Raw genomic sequence first — 17,712 nt, 5'->3', positions numbered from 1 at the left:
CATGAGCATTGCCGATACACAGTATCTGAATATCGTCGAAAATATCCTCGACCACGGCTATTTCGACAACAACCGCACGGGCGTGCGGACCTATAAACTGCCCCACCAGATCATGCAGTTCGATTTGGAAAAAGAATTCCCCATCTTGACGACGAAGTTCGTCGCCTTCAAGACAGCTGTCAAAGAAATCCTCTGGATCTGGCAGCTCCAGAGCAACGACGTGCGGGAACTGCAGAAGATGAACTGCCACGTCTGGGACGAATGGATGCGGCCCGACGGCACCATTGGCAAGGCCTATGGCTATCAGATCCGCAAGTACAAACAGGTCGACAAGCTCCTGGAAACGCTGAAGACGGATCCTCAGAACCGGCGCATGATCGTATCCCTGTGGAACATCGAAGACCTGCCGGACATGGCCCTTCAGCCCTGTGCCTACCAGACCTTGTGGGATGTCACTGACGGCCGCCTGAACTGCATGCTCATCCAGCGCAGCGGCGACATGGGCCTGGGCGTCCCCTTCAACATGACCCAGTATGCCGTCCTCATCCATCTCATCGCCCAGTCCGCCGGCCTGCGTCCGGGCCTGTTCACGCACGTCATCAACAACGCCCACGTCTATGAGAACCACGTCCAGGCCATGAAGACCCAGCTGGCCCGCCGTGACCAGGCCTTTCCGGCACCGAAGCTGGTCCTCAATCCCGATGTCCACGACTTCTATGATTTCACCATCGACGACATCGCCCTGGACAATTACCGGCACTTGGGTAAACTGCCCATGGAGGTGGCCGTCTGATGATCCATCTCATTGCAGCCGTCGACTGGAACGGCGGTATTGGCAAGGACAACGACCTCTTGTGCCATATTTCGGCCGACTTAAAACGTTTTAAATCCCTCACCATGGGCCATACGATGCTCATGGGGCGCAAGACTTTCGAAAGCCTGCCCGGCGTCCTGCCCGGCCGGCCGCACTGGGTCCTGACCCATCAAAAGAATTACAGCGTCAGCCATGACGCCGTCACTATCTTCCACAGTGTCGAAGCCATGCAGCAGGCCATGGAAGCCGGGGAGGACTATTTCGTCATCGGCGGCGCTTCCATGTACGAAACCTTTCTGCCCCTGGCCGACAGCCTGTACCTGACGGAAATCGACGAAGCCTTCGACGGCGCCGACACTTTCTTCCCGGCCTGGAAAAAGGACGAGTGGGAGGAACAAAACCGGGAATTGCACCGTCCAGACGGACGGGAAAAATATTCTTTTTCTTTCGTCCACTATGTCCGCAGTTTCGATTGACATTGTCAATCCGTTATGTTACACTAACGGAAGAGCTACAAGATAGCTGGATTTGTTTTTTTAGGAGGATTTTGTTATGCACGGTAAAGTAAAATGGTTTAGCGCAGAAAAAGGTTATGGCTTCATCGAAAGAGAAGATGGCGGCGACGTTTTCGTTCACTTCTCCGCTATCCAGGAAGATGGCTTCAAATCCTTGACCGAAGGTCAGGAAGTTGAATTCGACATCGTTGAAGGTGCGCGCGGACCGCAGGCAGCTAACGTAGTTAAATGCTAATCGGAAAGTAAAATAGACCTTTTAAGGGGCTCACAGGAAGGCTTCGGCCAGCCTGTGCGGCCCTTTTTTTTGCACCTTGCATATGTATAAAAACACGAAAAAGTTTGCATAAATACTTGCAATATTCATACGGCTGTGCTATGATATATCCATCGAACAAGTTCTGGTCTTAACTATTGGAGGATGGATATACATGAAACATGCAAACAGCTTCGCAGATTATACAACCGATGAATTGAAAGGCATTTTATTGCTGGCCGAAAAGATCAAGCAGCATCAGGATGATTACGGCCATATCCTGGACGGCAAGAAATTATACACGCTTTTTGAAAAGACGTCGAACCGGACGTACCTTTCCTTTTCCATCGGCATGGAAGAATTAGGCGGCAAAGCCTACAACCAGCTGTGGAAGGACAGCAATTTCACTATCGGCGACCTCATGAGTGAAGTCAAATACGTCTGCCGCAACGTCGACTGCATCATGGGCCGGTTCAAGAAAGCCGAAACGACGGAAGGCTTCATGAAGAACGCCACGGTCCCGGTCATCAACGGCTGTGACAATACGTTCCACCCGACGCAGGCCCTGGCCGACATGCTGACGCTCTACGAAAAGACCGGTCATTTTGAAGCCAAGGTCCTCTACATCGGCGCCAAGAACAATACGTATAACTCGCTCAGCGAAATCGTCACCAAGATGGGCGGCATGATGTACGGCCTGACGCCGTTCAGTCAGATTACCAATGTGCCGGCCGATTTCTACGACAAACTGACGGCTACGGGCCATTATAAGGAACTGCCGACGGATATTTCCAAAGAAGACCTGAAGAAAGTCGTCGCCGACGTGGACTGCGTCTATACCGACACCTGGGTCGACATGGAATTCTTCACCAATCCGGACTATGCCGAAAAGAAGAACCAGATCATCAACATGATGATGCCTTATCAGATCGACGCCGCCCTCATGGAAGGGACGGATACCATGGTCTTCCACGACATGCCGATTCATCCGGGCTATGAAATCACGCAGGACGTCATGGAAAAACACCTGGAAACCATCCTCGACGAAGCCGAAAACAGACGCCACGCCGAAAAAGGCCTGTTAGTCTACCTCATCACGGGAAAATTGGATGTTTAGGTCATATGAAGGTTTCTGCCATCATGCAGGGATTCTTTCGCTCTATAGTTTGTAGTATAGAGTTTGTAGTTTTCAGCGAAAACCTTTAAATTTAAAACCATCTACTAACAACTAACTGCTAGCCACTAACAACTTAAAAGGGATTGTCGCATGTGCGACAATCCCTTTTTTCATCCCAATCCCAGGCAGACCAGGGGGATGGTGACGATGGAGCAGAGCGTCGTTACCAGGAGCATGCCGGCAGCGTAGTTACCGGCTGAGCGCTGGTTCTGGGCCAGCATGCCGATGACGGCCATGCTGGGCAGGGTCGGCAGGATGCTCCTGGTGAGGATTATGTCATGAGGAACTTGCAGGAACTGACAGATTTCGTAGAAGACGAGCGGGAAGAGGCACATCTTGACGGCGACGGCGCCGTAGATTTCTTTTTGTCTGAACAATTCCTGCTGCTCAGTTTGTCCCAGGGATTCGCTATCCTGCCTATGCCGGAAGGTGATGTCTATCCCGGCCTGAGTGTCCTCCCCTTGGACGACGACTTTACAGAACATGCCGTCCTGGCTTATCGTCAGGACGGCATGACAGAAGAGCTGAAAAGTTTTTATCCCTTTTTGCCGGGATGCCATAATTCGCTGAGGGCGACGCCGCCGAGGATACAGGCTGCGCCGATCCATTGCAGGAGGGTCAGGCTTTCTCCGAGGAGGATGGCCGACAGGGTTAGGGCCGTAAAGGGTTCCATGTAGCCGCAGATAGAGACGCTCTGGGCCGACAGGCGCTGGACGCCGGAGAAATAGAGGTAGTAGCCGAGGCCGGTGTTGACGATGCCCAGGCAGACCATGCAGGCGATGTGGGTCATATCCAGGCTGACTGGTGCCGTCGGCATGGACAAGGTGACGGCGGCGACGACGAGTGATGCCACCAGGAGCTGGCAGGCCGGGGACAGGATACCGCCGATGCCGCTGACCTTTTTCATGGCAATGACCAGCAGGGCGAAGCAGACGGCGCTCAGGAAGCCGCAGACCAGGCCCCACGACAGGCCGTGCGCCTGGACGTCAGCGCCATTGATACAGAGGATGCCAATGGTGACGATGACCATGGCGCTTACTTTCGGGACCGTGAAGGGCTCATGGAAGACGAAGTACGACAGGATCATGATCAGGATGGGCCCGCAGTAACACATGAGGGTTGCCAGGCTGACGCCGATATGCTGGTAGGCTTCGTAGAGGAAGAGCCAGTTCCCGGACAGGAAGAGGCCCGACAGGACCAGCCAGACCAGGGACGTGCGGGACGCGCGGCGCAGGCTGCCCCATTCGCGGCGGGCCGTCGCCAGGATGAGCAGGAAAAAACCGCCCAGGACCGTACGGGTCAGGACGATTTCACAACTCGACAGGGGAATATGGCTGGCGATGATGCCGTTCGTGCCGAAAATGACAGCAGCCAGGATGAATTTGATGTACGCGTTTTTCATGAGCGTCCCTCCTTTGAATGGATGATTTTACTATAGCATATTTGCAGGGAGATGTCAGCCGCCAGGGCTGTTGCATGAAGGCTTCTGTCAGGATTTGGGAAACCTCTCAGTCAGCTGCGCTGACAGCTCTCCTATCAGGAGAGCCTTTGCGAGCCACTAGCCGCGAGCCACGAACCACGAGCCACGAGCCACGAAATATATGGTATAATAGGGGAAAACAGAAAAGGGGAACTGCCATGAGTATGCATCATGAAGTAGGCATTACTTGTCCAAAATGCCAGAAGGCCGGCGTCTTCACGGTATGGGACAGCATCAATACGAAACTGGATCCGGACATGAAGGACCGCGTTAAGTCGCTGGAAGCTTTTCTCTACCACTGCGGCCACTGCGGGACAGACGTCCAGGTCGATTACGGCTTCTTGTATCACGACATGGACCATCATTTCATGGTCTTCTACGCGCCGACGGATAAGGACCAGGAAAATGCCGACCGCGATATGGCCGACGGCCAGGATAAATTCAAGGCCATGGTCGAGAAGGCAGGCTATGTCTTCCGCCTGGTCCGCAGCAAAGCCGATTTGTTGGAAAAAATCGCCATCTTTGAAGCCGGCCTCGACGACCGCCTGATGGAATTGACCAAGGCCGCTGCCCTGGCCCAGGTCGGGGAAAAGGATAAGGATTTCACCGTTACAGAGAGCCATTTCGGCACGGCTGACGACGGCTCCCTGCGCCTGAATCTAATCGACGGGACCCATGGCCAGCAGGCCTATGTCGACTTTGCCAACGGTCTGGGCCAGCTCTATGGCCAGTTTGAAAAGAACTTTGCCGCCGACCTGCCGGCAGAAGATGCCGTCCTGGCCCGCATCGACGCGGACTGGACTCAGCAGTTCTTGAATAAATACTTATATAATTAGGGGAGGGATTTCCATGTCGAAACTCGTCGTCGTCATTCAATGCGATATCGTCACCAAACGCTGCAGCGGCTATGCCTGCATGAACACCTTTGTCAACCGCAAAGATACTTTTGCCGATTATCCGCCTGATACGCGCTTCCTCATGATGACCTGCGGCGGCTGCTGCGGGGCAGGGCTCTCGGCGAAACTGGAAAATCTGGGCAGGAAGCTGAAGAAATACGGTGATGCCAAGGAAAATGTGACCATCCACTTCGCGTCGTGCATCGTGTCCGACAGCTATCACCGGCCGCCCTGTCCTTTCCGCAATTATATGGCCCAGATCATCGAACGCAAAGGCTATCCCCTGGTCCACGGGACTTATATTTCCCGCATGACCGAAGAAAAACGGAAGCAAGGGACTTATCATGCCTTATAAAAAGGGGAGGAGCCTCGCCGCAGCCGTCCTGATGGTCAGCCTTCTTGGCGGGGGACCGGTCTTCCTGCCCTTTCCCGGCGTGGCTGCCGCAGGAAACGCCGTCTTCGATAAGAAAGCTATGAAACAGGCCGATTGGCAGCTGGCTGAGGCCTACGGCCGGCCCATGCTCGACGTCCCGGCCGGTGCCGATACGATTATGGGTCCGGCGACGATCCCGGCCCGCCAGATGGTCCATTTCATCCGCCAGCGCAATCCCCATCCTAAACTGAATGCGCCGCTGGAAGAGGTCGTCCAGGCCTATTATGACGAAGCCGGCCGCGAAGGCATCCGGCCCGACGTGGCCCTCTGCCAGGCCCTGAAGGAAACGGGCTACTTTGCCTATGGCGGTGACGTGTCGCCAGACCAGAACAATTTCTGCGGCCTCGGCGCGACGGGAAATAAAGTCGCCGGTGCCCGTTTCGCTACGCCTCAGCTCGGCGTGCGCGCCCATATCCAGCATCTCCTGGCTTATGCCAGCACAGAGCGGCCCAAGACGGCCATCGTCGATCCCCGCTATGAACTGCTGGCCGAAAAACATCCCGAACTCTATGGCCAGGTCAGGGCCTGGACGGGCCTCAATGGCCGCTGGGCCGTGCCGGGGAAGCATTATGGCCAGGAAATCCTCTGGATGTGGACCGAAGCCCAGACGCCGGACGGTACGAATGACAGCCTGATTACGGGCTTCGAGAGAGTCTTTGCCCATCCCGACGACGCCCAGGCCTATCTCTACCGGGGCATCCTCTTCTTCAACCGCCAGGACTACTGGCTGGCCGAACGGGACTTCCGGCGCGCCCTGGAACTGGACAAGACGTCACCGGCGGCCTGGTACGACCTGGCTTTGACGCAACAAAAAAGAGGGGAGCCCGAAGCTTCCCTCACCAGTTACGACCAGGCCATCGCCTGCCGGCCCGAATATCTGCAGGCCTGGTATAACCGCGGCCTGGCCGCCATGGACCTGCACCGGGACGACGAAGCCCTGCGATCCTTCCAGGAAATCCTGCGTTTTTCGCCGCAATCGGCCGATGCGGCCAACGCCATGGCCATCGTCTATCTCCGCCAGGAAAAATATGACGACGCCGGCTCGTGGCTGGAAAAGGCCGGTCAGATCAATTCGGCCAATCCCAGGGTTCAGGCCAATCGCCAGCAGTTCCAAGCCTACCGGCGGTAGCTGTATTTGAATTTCATCAATTTATCCATCAAATGTTCCAAGTGACTCTTTTCTGCTTTCATCGGTCCATCGGTCGTCTGTACCAGGTGGGCCGTTTCTTTTTTCTGATTGAATTCCACGTCATAGCCATGGGTCACCATCAAGGCTTGTTCCAATCCATAGATTAACATAAGCACTGCCCCCTTTTTTAGTCTGGAAACAACAAAAGATGCAACGGCGAAATAAATGCTGCGTTGCATCTTTTGTCTTGCTGTTCTGTTTGTTCTTATATTATATAACTTTATAACGGTGAAATCAATAAAATATTTTGAAAAAATATTAAAAACTTAAATAAAGCATAACGCAAAGGATCTCCTAATAGGAGAGCTGTCAGCACAGCTGACTGAGAGGTTGCATTTGAAAGTTTGACATATGTAAGCATGAGATGTGGTGAAATATCATAACGGACCGCGAACTGCGACCTGCGACAGGCGGGACGCCCTTTGGGCGTCCCCTACGAGCCACGAGCCACGAACCACTAGCCACGAATCGCTATCTCCTTATCTATGAGGTCGCCCAGGCGGTCGGCGTGGTGGCTGGCGATGATGAGGGTCTTGCCGGCTTCTTTCAGGCTGGGCAGGAAGTCTTCCAGCCAGGCCAGGCCGTCGGCGTCGAGGTAGCTTTCCGGTTCGTCCATGGTCCAGACCTGGGGGTTCATGGTCAGGATGGAAGCGATGGCCGTCCGTTTCTTTTCGCCGCCTGACAGGGTGTAAGGCGGACGGGATGCCAGCCGGGTCAGGCCCAGGAGTTCCAGGGCATCGTCGACGCGCTGGCGGATGTCTGCCGGTTTCAGGCCCATCTGGACCGGGCCGAAGGCCAGTTCTTCGCGGACGCTGCTGCAAAAGAGCTGGGAATCGGGATTCTGCCAGACGTAACCCACGCGCTGGTGGAACCACTTGGAATAGGCGTGGTCCCGCATCTTGCCGGCCGTGATGATTGTGCCGTCAAAGGAATACGTTCCCTGCTGGGGGAAAATCAGGCCGTTCAGCAGGCGCAGGAGCGTCGATTTTCCGGAACCATTGGGACCGCTCAGGAGGACGGCCTGGCCCGGTTCGATGGTTTCTGTAAGGTGGCTGAGGATGGGCCTGTCGTCATAGGCGAAACAGACATCGTCGAGTTGAATCATGAGAACACTCCTTCCAGACGGATGAAGAGATAGGCATAGGCCAGCAGGACCAGTATGAGCAGGGCCGCAGCCGGCGTGAAACGGCGTTTCCTGCCGCCGTCATAGGCCGTGTATTCGCCAGTGAAACAGCGGCAGCGCATGGCTTCGTACATGTCCTGGGACAGGCGCTGGGACTTTTGCAGCATGACACCGGCGACGCCGCTCAGGGCCGCTTGTTTGTCGGGATTGTGACCGACAGAACGCAGCTTGAGGGCCGTCAGCAGTTCCGACGCTTCCTGGCCCAGGATAGCGATGTAGCGCAGCGTCGTGTCCAGGATGAAGATGACCAGCGATGGGATGCGGAAGGTCCGCAGGGCGCCGGTCAGTTCATGCCAGGCCAGGTTTTCCTGCAAGAGCATCAACGCCGTCACGGTGAGGAAGGTCTTGCCGGGCAGGAGCAGGGCATAGCGGCCATTGCCCAGGAGAATGGACGGCGCGACGATGACGGCGCAGAACAGAGCGGCTGCCAGGGCGGCGCCGAGGACTTGGCGCAGCTGCCGGCCGCGATGGAAGCAGAGGAGGACCAGTTCGCCAGCCAGGACGGCCCAGAGGAAGGCCGTCGTCCGGGACAGGACGACGAAGAGGACCATGACCAGGGTTGCCAATAAGGCCGGCGCCGCGCCGATGGGACGGGTTGGCCGCAGGCCCTGGCTGCGCAGGGCCGTCAGGATGGATACGAGGCGGAGCAGGGAGCGGGAAATGAAATAATCCCGGTCGCTGCCGGGATTATATATTTCCTCGCGGGCCGCCCATTCAGGGAGCTTCATGGGCAATCCTCCCTAGTGCTGGGCCGGCGTATCGAAGGTTGGCCGGGATGGCAGGAAGGACGCGATGACTTTGAAGATAATGATGAGCAGGGCTGTGCCGACGATGGCCGAAATGATGTAGCCTGCGGCATCGGGCAGGCCGGCGATGGCGTAGTCCGGCATGAGGGCGTCGAAGGAAAAGCCCTGTTCCATGCCCGATGGCGTATAGCCCAGGGCAGAGCCGAAGAAATCCGTCTCTGCCAGTTCTTCGGCATCCCATTCGCCCCAGGCCGTGCCGGCGGCCAGTAAGCCCAGCGGCGTGGCGGCGATGAGGACGGCCAGAAGGCTGAAGAGGGACTTACTCGACGACGGGGCCTGGACCGCGTGGAAGAGGTCTGGCGACGTCTTGCGGAGATAGGCCAGGACGCCTGTCGTGAAGACGACTTCCGCCAGGCCGAACAAGGTCAGGTGGCCGATCATCATGGCCGGAATAGAAATCCATAACGGATACGGGCAGTACAGGGCCTGGCCGGCGCCGTCTGTGAACAGCAGGGGCTGGATGCCGAATTCCACAGCCGCACAGAAGGCTGCGGCGTTGATGCCGGCGTAGGCGCCGATGCCGGCAGCTATCGTTTCCGATGGGATGACTTTCTTCAGGCCGTGGTAGAGGAAGTATCCCGTAAAGGGCAGGACGAAGGCCATGTTGAAGCAGTTGGCGCCGAAGGCCAGGATGCCGCCGTCGCCGAAGAACAGGGCCTGGATGAGCAGGGCCACGCTGACGGCCAGACAGGCTGCATACGGTCCGAAGAGGATGGCGATGAGCGTACCGCCCACGGCGTGTCCAGTCGTACCGCCGGGTAGGGGGATGTTGAACATCATGGCCAGGAAGGAAAAGGCCGCAGCAATGCCGAGGAGGGGCAGCTTTTCACGGGGCACCGTTTCCCGTACCTTGCGGATAGAGAGTAACCAAATGGGGACCATGACGGCGCCGAGGACGCCGCACGTCGAAGGGCTCAGATAATTTTCAGGTATATGCATGAATAGACCTCTTTTCCTTAATATAGTAACCATTATCCTTATTTTACTGAAAAACAGCAAAAAATATAAGCCCATAGGGGGGATAGAAAATGCGGAGGCCTCTGTTCCATGATATAATATGATATTGAATCTATAGAAAGTGAGTACAAAGCATGATTGATTTCCACGATATTCTGGACCGCATGAATCAAAACCAGCGGATCAACTTCGATAAAGTTTTCCAGCGCATGGCCCGGCGCTGGCAGCAGGACGGCGTCAAGCCGCGCATCCTGCTCCATTCCTGCTGCGGCCCGTGCAGTACGGCCGTCCTGGACCGGCTGACCGGCGTGGCCGACGTGACGGTCTACTATTTCAACCCCAATATCCATCCGGAAGCGGAATACCGGCGGCGGGAACTCGTTCAGAAACAGTTCATCGAAGCATATAATGAAAAAACGGGGCACGCCGTCCAGTTCCTGGCCGCTCCGTATGAACCGGATACGTATTTCAAAGCTGTCCAGGGCCTGGAAGACGAACCCGAAGGCGGCGCCCGTTGCCGCGTCTGCTTCATCCAGCGCATGAAAGCGACGGCCGAAAAAATGCAGGAACTGGGCTATGATTACTTTACGACGACCCTGACCGTCAGCCCTCATAAGAATTCCCAGGTCATCAACGAAGTCGGCCGGGACATCGAAGACCAGTACGGCTATGCTTATTTGCCGACGGACTTCAAAAAGAACAACGGCTTCCTCACATCGACGAAAATGACCGAAGCCTACCACCTCTACCGCCAGCCCTACTGCGGCTGCATCTTCGGTGCCCGCGACCAGGGCCTGGACTTAGAAAAAATCCGCCACGATGCCGAAGCCTTTCTGGCGGAACATAAATAGGGAACGCAGGCCGCCGTTCGCAGGTCGCCGCGGTCCTGCGGACCGCAAAAAAATACACGGCCCATGGTCTTGTGCGTAGGGGACGACCTTTAACCTCTCAGACCGTCTTTGGCGGCCAGCTCCCCTATAAAGGGAGCCTTGTGCGTCCCGCTATGAGATTTGGCCACAACCTTTTCGAGTATCATGGAAGGCTTTTACGAACCACGAGCCATCCGTCATAAATTCCGGCTGTATCACAGGATTCAGGCGGGACGCCCTTTGGCCGTCCCCTACGATGGCCCCGATCGGGGCTTTTTTACGAGCCGATGGTTCCACGAGGTGACCTGCGGCCTGCGATTGGCGGGCCGTCAGGCCCCAAATTCGATGAACGACGAACAACCTACGATGAACGGTGCCATTCACGACCGGCGGGCCGTCAGGCCCCTATTATCGGCTGCTCGTCATGGGTGCCGGGGCCAGGCGGCGCCAGCAGCACCAGAGGATAGCCAGCCAGACGGGCATGATGAGGACGGCTGTGAGCATGTCCGGCATTTGGGTCATCATGAGGACGATGAAGCAGAGGAAGGCCAGGCAGAAATAGTCCGCTGCCGGATACCAGAGGGACGGGAACTTCGTGGTCTTGCCTGTTTTCTGGCAGTAAGTCTTGAATTTCAAGTGCGTCACGATGATCGTGACCCAGTTGATGATGGTAGCGCCGACCGTAAGGGACAGGAAGTACATGAAGATTTTTCCCGGGAAGAAATAGGTCACGGCGACGACGAACAAGGTCAGGCCCGAGCAGAGACAGAGCGTGTGGACCGGTACGCCCCGAGACGACAGCTTCTTGAACCATTGCGGGGCATTGCCTTCTTCGGCCAGGCCGTAGGCGATGCGGGAATTACCGTAAATAGCCGAGTTATAGACGGAAATGGCTGCCGCCAGGACGACGAAGTTGAGGAGATTGGCCGCTGCCGGGAAGCCGACATTGGTGAAAATCTGGACGAAAGGACTGTTCTGCGTGCCAATCTGGTTCCACGGCCAAAGGCTCATGATGACGACCATCGTGCCGATATAGAAGACGAGGATGCGCCAGATGATCTGATTGATGGCCTTGGGCAGGGAGCGTTCGGGATTTTCCGCTTCTCCCGCCGTGATGCCAATCAGTTCGACGCCGCCAAAGGAAAAGATGACCGTCACCATGGCCAGGCAGAAGCCCCAGATCCCGTTAGGCAGGACGCCGCCGTAATCCCAGAGATTGCTGAAATTCTGCGGGAACGGCCGGCTGTCCTGGCAGATGATCCAGGCGCCGAGGGCGATCATGCCCAGGATGGCCGCCACTTTAATGAAGGACATCCAGAATTCCGTTTCACCGTACGCCCGGACGTTGACCAGGTTGAGACAGGTGATGGCCATGAGGCAGACCAGGGCCGTCACCCATTGCGGCAGGTCCGGCAGCCAGTAATGGACATAGATGCCGACGGCTGTCAATTCGGCCATGCTGATGATGACATAAGAGAACCAGTAATTCCAGCCCAGCATGAAACCCGGGAAAGGGCCCCAGTACTTGTCGGCGTAATAACTGAAGGACCCGGACACCGGTTCTTCGACGGCCATTTCCCCCAACATGCGCATGATGAGGAAAATGACGATGCCGCAGATGAGATAGGCTGCGATGACCGACGGCCCGCCCAGGGAAATGGTCGACGCCGACCCATAAAACAACCCCGTACCGATAGCGCCGCCCAGGGCGATCATCTGGAGATGACGATTCTTCAGGCCGCGCTGCATCTGTGATGCTTCTTTCATGAAAAAGACCTCCTAACAAAAAAACGGCCGCACGAAAGTTTACACCCAAGGTGGTGTACCCCTTCGTGCGGTCGTTTGACGATTACACTCTGTCTATTAGTATAGAACAAAAATAGCGCTTGTCAATCCGGGAAAAACGGTGATGCCGGTTATCTTGAAAAATACGACTATTTTGTCTTCTTTTTATGAGAATAGCAATTATTTGTCTTATGTACAATTTTCATGCTGTCATTGCAAGTCGGTTAATGATATAATTTAGCTAAGTCCAGACTGACAGCTGTTGACGTGCATATATGAATGTTGATCCGCTCATTTTCTGTAAATTTGACGGCCTTTTTAGGATATAAGTGGTATTGTGACGGCAACGGTTGTCTTACGCAAGTTATAGAATCTTCAGAAAGGAACATGCCTATGACAATCACCCTGTCCAAAGAAGATCGTGTCAAAAAGATGGTACGGAGCATTATGCAGGACTATACGAATGCGACGAGTATCGCCTGCATTTTCGTCGATATCCAGGGAAAAGAACGGTCTTCAAAATACAATTTCACTAAATTTTGTCATTTTATGCGCAGCATCCCGGAATTCCGCAGCAAGTGCTATCAATGCGATTTATGCGGCGGCCTGGAAACGTTCAAGAACCGCTCCTGCTGCCCGTACCGCTGCCATGCCGGCCTGGTGGATTTCTCGATTCCTGTCGTCTGCGAGAACCAGCTTCATGGCTTCATCGTATCGGGGCAGATGATATCCGATGATATGCGCATCCCCAATTTACAGGCCCAGACGCCGTGGCAGACGGATAGCCAGGCTTTCAAGTATTTCCGGGCTGTGCCGCAGTACCGCTATGAAGAAATCATGAGTGCTTCCCGCGTGCTCAACACGCTGACGGCGTGCTATTTTCCCTATGCCCAGACGTCAGAGGCACTCAGTTATGAAACGCCGACGATTGGCGGAAAAACGAGTGATGACGGAGAATTGTCTCATATCACGCGGCCAGAGATACGCAAGACCGTGATGTATATTAAAGAGCATTTGAGCTGTAATCTGTCTCTGCGGACCATTGCCGATGAAGTCTTTCTCAGTGAATCGTATTTGTCGAAGCTCTTCAAACAGGAAATGAACATGAACTTGATGCAGTATATCAACCAGTGCCGTGTCCGGGAAGGGGAAAAAATCCTGGCTTCGTCTCATGAATCGGTCGATGCCATCAGCCGCCGCCTGGGCTATCACCGCACGAGTTATTTCTGCAAGATTTTTAAACAGTATACGGGAGAGACGCCGCACGCCTATCGCAAGAAATATGCTTTATAGCCGGTACGTGCGGGCAGACTGCCTCCCGCTAGGAGGAAATGACATGGGAAACTGCCATTACACGTATTTGACATCGGAAGCCGTGACCGAAGGCCATCCCGATAAGATTTGTGACCAAATTTCCGACGCCATCGTCGACGCCTACCTGACGCAGGACCCGGCCTCGCACGTGGCTGTCGAATCTTTTGTTTCCGGCAACGTCCTGACCTTGGCTGGTGAAGTCGCCTCGGCGGCCACCGTCGATGTGACGGCCCTGGCCCGGAAAGTCATTGCCGATATCGGCTATACCGACCCGTCTCTGGGTTTTACGGCCGATTTGTGCCTGGTCTTTACCAACATCCATCAACAATCGACGGATATACAGCAAGGCGTGACTCAGGCCGAAGGGGATCGCATCGTCGGCAGTGGCGACCAGGGAATCATGTACGGCTATGCGACCAATGAGACGCCGAATTATATGCCCTTGACGGTCAACCTGGCCCAGGGCCTGGTACGCCGCCTGGACCGGGTACGCCATGATACGGCACTGGGACAATTCCTGCGGCCTGATGGCAAATCGCAGGTTACGATGCGCTTCGATGAGGACGGTCGTCCCATCGGTATCCACAGCCTGATCCTGTCGGCGCAGCACAGTGAGGCCATCGACCAGGATGACCTGCGCCGGCTCTTGCAGGAAACGGTCATCGAGCCGGTCTGCCAGCCATGGATGCGGCCTGATACGGCCATACGCATCAATGCGACGGGCCGCTTTGTCATCGGCGGTCCCGTCGGCGATACGGGACTGACGGGACGCAAAATCATGGTCGATACTTATGGGACCCTGGCCAAACACGGCGGTGGGGCCTTTTCCGGGAAAGATGCGACCAAAGTCGATCGCAGTGCGGCTTATATGGCACGGTATGTCGCCAAGAATATCGTGGCCGCCGGTTTCTGCGATCGTTGTGAAGTATCGATTGCCTATGCCATCAGCGGCATCTATCCGGAAGCCGTCCAGATCCAGACTTTCTGCTCAGAACACGTAGACAGGAAGCTCATCGATCAGGCCGTGGCCAAGACCTTTTCCTTTGCTGTTGGCGATATCATCCGTGATTTGGACCTGCGGCGTCCGCAGTTCCGCAAGACCGCCGTCTACGGCCATTTCGGCCGGGAAGACCAGGACTTCGCCTGGGAACGGACTGACAAGGTCCAGGCCCTGCGCGCAGCCATCCGCTAACCCCTAACCCCTAGTCCCTAACCCCTAACCACTAAAAAGAGCTTGTCGTTATACGACAAGCTCTTTTTTTTGCACTTTTTTATCCATGATTTATCGAAATAGTATTATTTTGGAAACGGCATGATAAATATGTCGCATCAGTCGATGATATAATCTAGGCGAAACATCGAATTGCAACTTATACATGCTGTCAACTGGCGATTTGATGGAATGTACAGTGAATTACAAAAAGAAATCATATTTTGAGGAGGTTTGTCTTATGGACGTATTAGGAAAAGGCTTCACGAAACCGACTGCCCGGATTCAGGCATTGCGCGATGCGATTTATGATGCGACGCCGACGGTCGAAGCGGACCGCGCCGAATTGGTCACGGCTTCGTATAAAGAAACGGAAGGGCTGCCCATTATCCTGCGCCGGGCGAAGGCTGTCGAAAAGATTCTGACAGAAATCCCCATTGCCATCCGCGACCATGAACTCATTGCCGGTTCGCTGACGGTCAGTATCCATGGCTGCCAGATTTATCCAGAATATTCTTTTGACTGGGTCGAAAAGGAAGTCGATACCATGGCCACGCGTATGGCTGATCCCTTTGAAATCCCTAAGGATACGGCAAAGCGCCTGCACGACGCATTTTTATACTGGCCGGGCAAGACGACGAGCGACCTGGCTACGAGTTATATGTCCCAGCCCTGCCTGGATGCCCAGGCGAATGGCGTCTTCACCGTCGGTAACTACTATTTCAACGGTGTCGGCCATGTCTGCGTCGATTATGGCAAGGTCCTGCGCGAAGGTTTCAGCGGCATCATCCGCGAAGCCGAAGCGCAGAAAGCGAAATTGAGCGGTGCTTCGCCGGAAGATATGAAGAAACGTGACTTCTACGATGCCGTCATCATTACCTATAAAGCAGCTATCGCCTATGCTCACCGTTATGCTGATCTGTGCGAACAGCTGGCCAGCCGCGAAGGCGACCAGACACGGCAGGCGGAACTGCTCAAGATGGCAGCCAACTGCCGCCGCGTACCGGAACAGCCGGCTACGACCTGGTGGGAAGCGCTCCAGTCCTTCTGGTTCGTCCAGCTCATCTTGCAGATTGAATCGAGCGGCCATTCCATTTCGCCGGGCCGCTTTGACCAGTACATGTACCCCTACCTGGAAGGGGATAAGAACATCAGCCGCGATTTCGCCCAGGAATTACTGGATAACATCTGGATCAAGTTCAATGACCTCAACAAGACCCGCGATGCTATTTCTGACCAGGCTTTTGCCGGCTATGCGATTTTCCAGAATATCCAGTGCGGCGGCCAGGATGAAGATGGCGTCGATGCGACCAATCCGCTGTCGTACATGATGATCGACGCCGCTGCACACGTCGCCATGGCGGCACCGTCTTTCTCCATCCGCTATTCCAACCGGACGCCGGACGAATTCCTCTATCGGGCTTGCGAACTCGTCCGCTTAGGCCTTGGCTATCCGGCCATGTATAACGACGAAGTCATCATCCCGGCCATGATGAACCGCGGTATCCCCTTGAAAGATGCCCGCAGTTATTGCATCATCGGCTGCGTCGAACCACAGGTCCCGCACAAGACCGAAGGCTGGCATGATGCGGCTTTCTTCAACATCGCCAAAGTCCTGGATATTACCCTGCACAATGGCCGCAACGGCCAGGTCCAGCTCGGGCCCAAGACGGGAGAAATGAAGGATTTCCAGAATCTCGGCGAATTGATGCAGGCCTATAAGACGCAGATGGAATACTTCGTCAAACTCCTCGTCGAAGCCGATAATGCCGTCGACTATGCCCATGCCGAACGGGCTCCGCTGCCTTTTGAATCGGCCCTCGTCGACGATTGCCTGGGCCGCGGCAAGTCCATGCAGGAAGGCGGCGCGATTTATAACTTTACCGGTCCTCAGGCCTTCGGCGTCGCTGACAATGGCGACTCCTTCATGGCCATCCAGAAACACGTCTTTGAAAAGGGCGAAGTCACGATGGAAGAATTACAGGCCGCCATGGACCACAACTTCGGCTATCCCGATGAAACGGGCAAACTCGCTACCTGGTTCGGTACAGGCTGCTGCGCTGCCGGCGGGTCGGCGCCGCTTGACGGCATGGATGAACGCCAGATTTACGAAGCGGTCAAACGCATCTTGTCGGCCAAGGGCAGCATCGACATCAACGAACTGCAGAAAGACCTGCAGCAAGGTGCAGCGCCGGCATCAGCGACAGCAGACCGCAGTGATATGGGCCGTTATCAGCAGATCAAGCGGATCATGGAAAATACGACCTGGTTCGGCAATGACGATGACGTCGTCGATATCATCACCCGCGAAGCCGGCCAGATTTATGCCCGGGAAGTCCAGAAATATAAGAACCCCCGCGGCGGCCAGTTCCAGGCCGGCTGCTACCCCGTATCGGCCAACGTCCTCTTCGGCAAGGACGTAGCCCCGCTTCCCGATGGCCGCTTAGCCTGGACGCCGCTGGCTGATGGCGTTTCGCCCCGTGCCGGCTGCGATACTAATGGCCCGACAGCAGCGGCTATGTCTGTCGCCAAGCTGGAACATGAAACCTTCTCTAACGGGACCTTGTATAACCAGAAATTCAATCCCGCTGCCCTGGCTGGCGATGAAGGCTTGAAGCGCTTTGCGGCGCTGTGCCGTGCTTACTTTGAAAACAAAGGCATGCACGTCCAGTTCAACGTCATCGACAAGGCCACCCTCGTCGAAGCCCAGAAGCATCCGGAACAGCATAAAGACCTGGTCGTCCGCGTCGCCGGTTATTCGGCTCAGTTCATTTCCCTGGCAAAAGAAGTACAGGATAACATCATTGACCGTACGGAATTTGAATTTTGAT

At 55.4% G+C, this 17,712-nt stretch carries 18 protein-coding genes; 11 read left to right on the top strand and 7 right to left on the bottom strand.

Annotation, left to right across the window (positions count from 1 at the left end; genetic code table 11):
- Position 1: 1 nt before the first annotated feature.
- The 4 genes from ACFCTO_RS03855 (at position 2) to ACFCTO_RS03840 (ending at position 2,699) form a co-directional block, all read left to right on the top strand.
- Positions 2-793 (top strand): thymidylate synthase, encoded by a 792-nt coding sequence (locus ACFCTO_RS03855; protein WP_292108408.1) that lies wholly within the window; start codon positions 2-4, stop codon positions 791-793.
- Positions 793-1,290, top strand: coding sequence for a dihydrofolate reductase (locus ACFCTO_RS03850; RefSeq protein ID WP_499876421.1), 498 nt, complete (start codon positions 793-795; stop codon positions 1,288-1,290). The genes ACFCTO_RS03855 and ACFCTO_RS03850 overlap by 1 nt, the downstream gene beginning before the upstream one ends.
- 76 nt (positions 1,291-1,366) lie before the next feature.
- Positions 1,367-1,564 (top strand): cold shock domain-containing protein, encoded by a 198-nt coding sequence (locus tag ACFCTO_RS03845; protein WP_014016364.1) that lies wholly within the window; start codon positions 1,367-1,369, stop codon positions 1,562-1,564.
- Between the two features lie 193 nt (positions 1,565-1,757).
- Positions 1,758-2,699, top strand: coding sequence for an ornithine carbamoyltransferase (locus ACFCTO_RS03840; RefSeq protein ID WP_370856714.1), 942 nt, complete (start codon positions 1,758-1,760; stop codon positions 2,697-2,699).
- Positions 2,700-2,869: 170 nt separating this feature from the next.
- Here ACFCTO_RS03840 and ACFCTO_RS03835 read toward each other — a convergent pair whose 3' ends face one another.
- Positions 2,870-3,244 (bottom strand): AEC family transporter, encoded by a 375-nt coding sequence (locus tag ACFCTO_RS03835; RefSeq protein ID WP_499876420.1) that lies wholly within the window; start codon positions 3,242-3,244, stop codon positions 2,870-2,872.
- Positions 3,245-3,294: 50 nt separating this feature from the next.
- Positions 3,295-4,161: a DMT family transporter gene (locus ACFCTO_RS03830; protein ID WP_499876419.1), complete on the bottom strand. Its 867-nt coding sequence runs from the start codon at positions 4,159-4,161 to the stop codon at positions 3,295-3,297.
- Positions 4,162-4,397: 236 nt separating this feature from the next.
- Here ACFCTO_RS03830 and ACFCTO_RS03825 point away from each other — a divergent pair, with 236 nt between their 5' ends.
- The 3 genes from ACFCTO_RS03825 to ACFCTO_RS03815 are packed head-to-tail and all read left to right on the top strand — an operon-like array spanning position 4,398 to position 6,697.
- A complete protein-coding gene (locus ACFCTO_RS03825) occupies positions 4,398-5,075 on the top strand; it encodes a CpXC domain-containing protein (RefSeq protein ID WP_292301287.1) in 678 nt (225 codons plus the stop codon).
- Positions 5,076-5,088: 13 nt separating this feature from the next.
- On the top strand, positions 5,089-5,490 hold the full coding sequence (locus ACFCTO_RS03820) for a CGGC domain-containing protein (RefSeq protein WP_020311584.1): 402 nt from the start codon (positions 5,089-5,091) through the stop codon (positions 5,488-5,490).
- Positions 5,480-6,697, top strand: coding sequence for a tetratricopeptide repeat protein (locus ACFCTO_RS03815; RefSeq protein WP_499876418.1), 1,218 nt, complete (start codon positions 5,480-5,482; stop codon positions 6,695-6,697). The genes ACFCTO_RS03820 and ACFCTO_RS03815 overlap by 11 nt, the downstream gene beginning before the upstream one ends.
- On the opposite strand, the gene ACFCTO_RS03810 is transcribed toward ACFCTO_RS03815, so the two are convergent.
- The 4 genes from ACFCTO_RS03810 to cbiM all read right to left on the bottom strand — a co-directional run bounded on the left by ACFCTO_RS03810 (position 6,685) and on the right by cbiM (position 9,685).
- On the bottom strand, positions 6,685-6,867 hold the full coding sequence (locus ACFCTO_RS03810; RefSeq protein WP_292301283.1) for a hypothetical protein: 183 nt from the start codon (positions 6,865-6,867) through the stop codon (positions 6,685-6,687). The two genes, ACFCTO_RS03815 and ACFCTO_RS03810, sit on opposite strands and share 13 nt — an antisense overlap.
- 347 nt (positions 6,868-7,214) lie before the next feature.
- Positions 7,215-7,862: an energy-coupling factor ABC transporter ATP-binding protein gene (locus ACFCTO_RS03805; RefSeq protein ID WP_370842036.1), complete on the bottom strand. Its 648-nt coding sequence runs from the start codon at positions 7,860-7,862 to the stop codon at positions 7,215-7,217.
- Positions 7,859-8,668 carry an energy-coupling factor transporter transmembrane component T family protein gene (locus ACFCTO_RS03800; protein WP_370842034.1) on the bottom strand — a complete coding sequence of 270 codons (810 nt, stop codon included), beginning with the start codon at positions 8,666-8,668 and terminating at the stop codon, positions 7,859-7,861. The genes ACFCTO_RS03805 and ACFCTO_RS03800 overlap by 4 nt, the downstream gene beginning before the upstream one ends.
- Positions 8,669-8,680: 12 nt before the next feature.
- The gene (gene cbiM, locus ACFCTO_RS03795) at positions 8,681-9,685 is read right to left on the bottom strand and encodes a cobalt transporter CbiM (RefSeq protein WP_370842032.1); all 1,005 of its coding nucleotides are present in this window, start codon (positions 9,683-9,685) and stop codon (positions 8,681-8,683) included.
- 152 nt (positions 9,686-9,837) lie between these two features.
- On the opposite strand from cbiM, the gene ACFCTO_RS03790 reads away from it, so the two are divergent.
- On the top strand, positions 9,838-10,554 hold the full coding sequence (locus ACFCTO_RS03790; protein WP_337742192.1) for an epoxyqueuosine reductase QueH: 717 nt from the start codon (positions 9,838-9,840) through the stop codon (positions 10,552-10,554).
- A 426-nt stretch (positions 10,555-10,980) separates the two neighbouring features.
- On the opposite strand, the gene ACFCTO_RS03785 is transcribed toward ACFCTO_RS03790, so the two are convergent.
- Positions 10,981-12,339, bottom strand: coding sequence for an amino acid permease (locus ACFCTO_RS03785; RefSeq protein ID WP_499876417.1), 1,359 nt, complete (start codon positions 12,337-12,339; stop codon positions 10,981-10,983).
- A 405-nt stretch (positions 12,340-12,744) separates the two neighbouring features.
- Between ACFCTO_RS03785 and ACFCTO_RS03780 the strand changes: the two genes are divergently transcribed.
- The 3 genes from ACFCTO_RS03780 (at position 12,745) to ACFCTO_RS03770 (ending at position 17,711) form a co-directional block, all read left to right on the top strand.
- Entirely contained in the window at positions 12,745-13,650 is a 906-nt protein-coding gene (locus ACFCTO_RS03780; RefSeq protein ID WP_302485591.1) for a PocR ligand-binding domain-containing protein, read from the top strand.
- A 43-nt stretch (positions 13,651-13,693) separates the two neighbouring features.
- Positions 13,694-14,863: a methionine adenosyltransferase gene (gene metK, locus ACFCTO_RS03775; RefSeq protein ID WP_302485592.1), complete on the top strand. Its 1,170-nt coding sequence runs from the start codon at positions 13,694-13,696 to the stop codon at positions 14,861-14,863.
- A 259-nt stretch (positions 14,864-15,122) separates the two neighbouring features.
- Entirely contained in the window at positions 15,123-17,711 is a 2,589-nt protein-coding gene (locus tag ACFCTO_RS03770; RefSeq protein ID WP_499876416.1) for a glycyl radical protein, read from the top strand.
- The last annotated feature ends 1 nt before the right edge of the window (position 17,712 follow it).

Source organism: Megasphaera indica (assembly GCF_046614755.1).
In the GTDB taxonomy this organism is placed as follows: Bacteria; Bacillota; Negativicutes; order Veillonellales; family Megasphaeraceae; genus Megasphaera; species Megasphaera intestinihominis.
The sequence above is the reverse complement of the archived record's forward strand: the minus strand, read 5'-3'. Positions and strand labels throughout refer to the sequence as shown.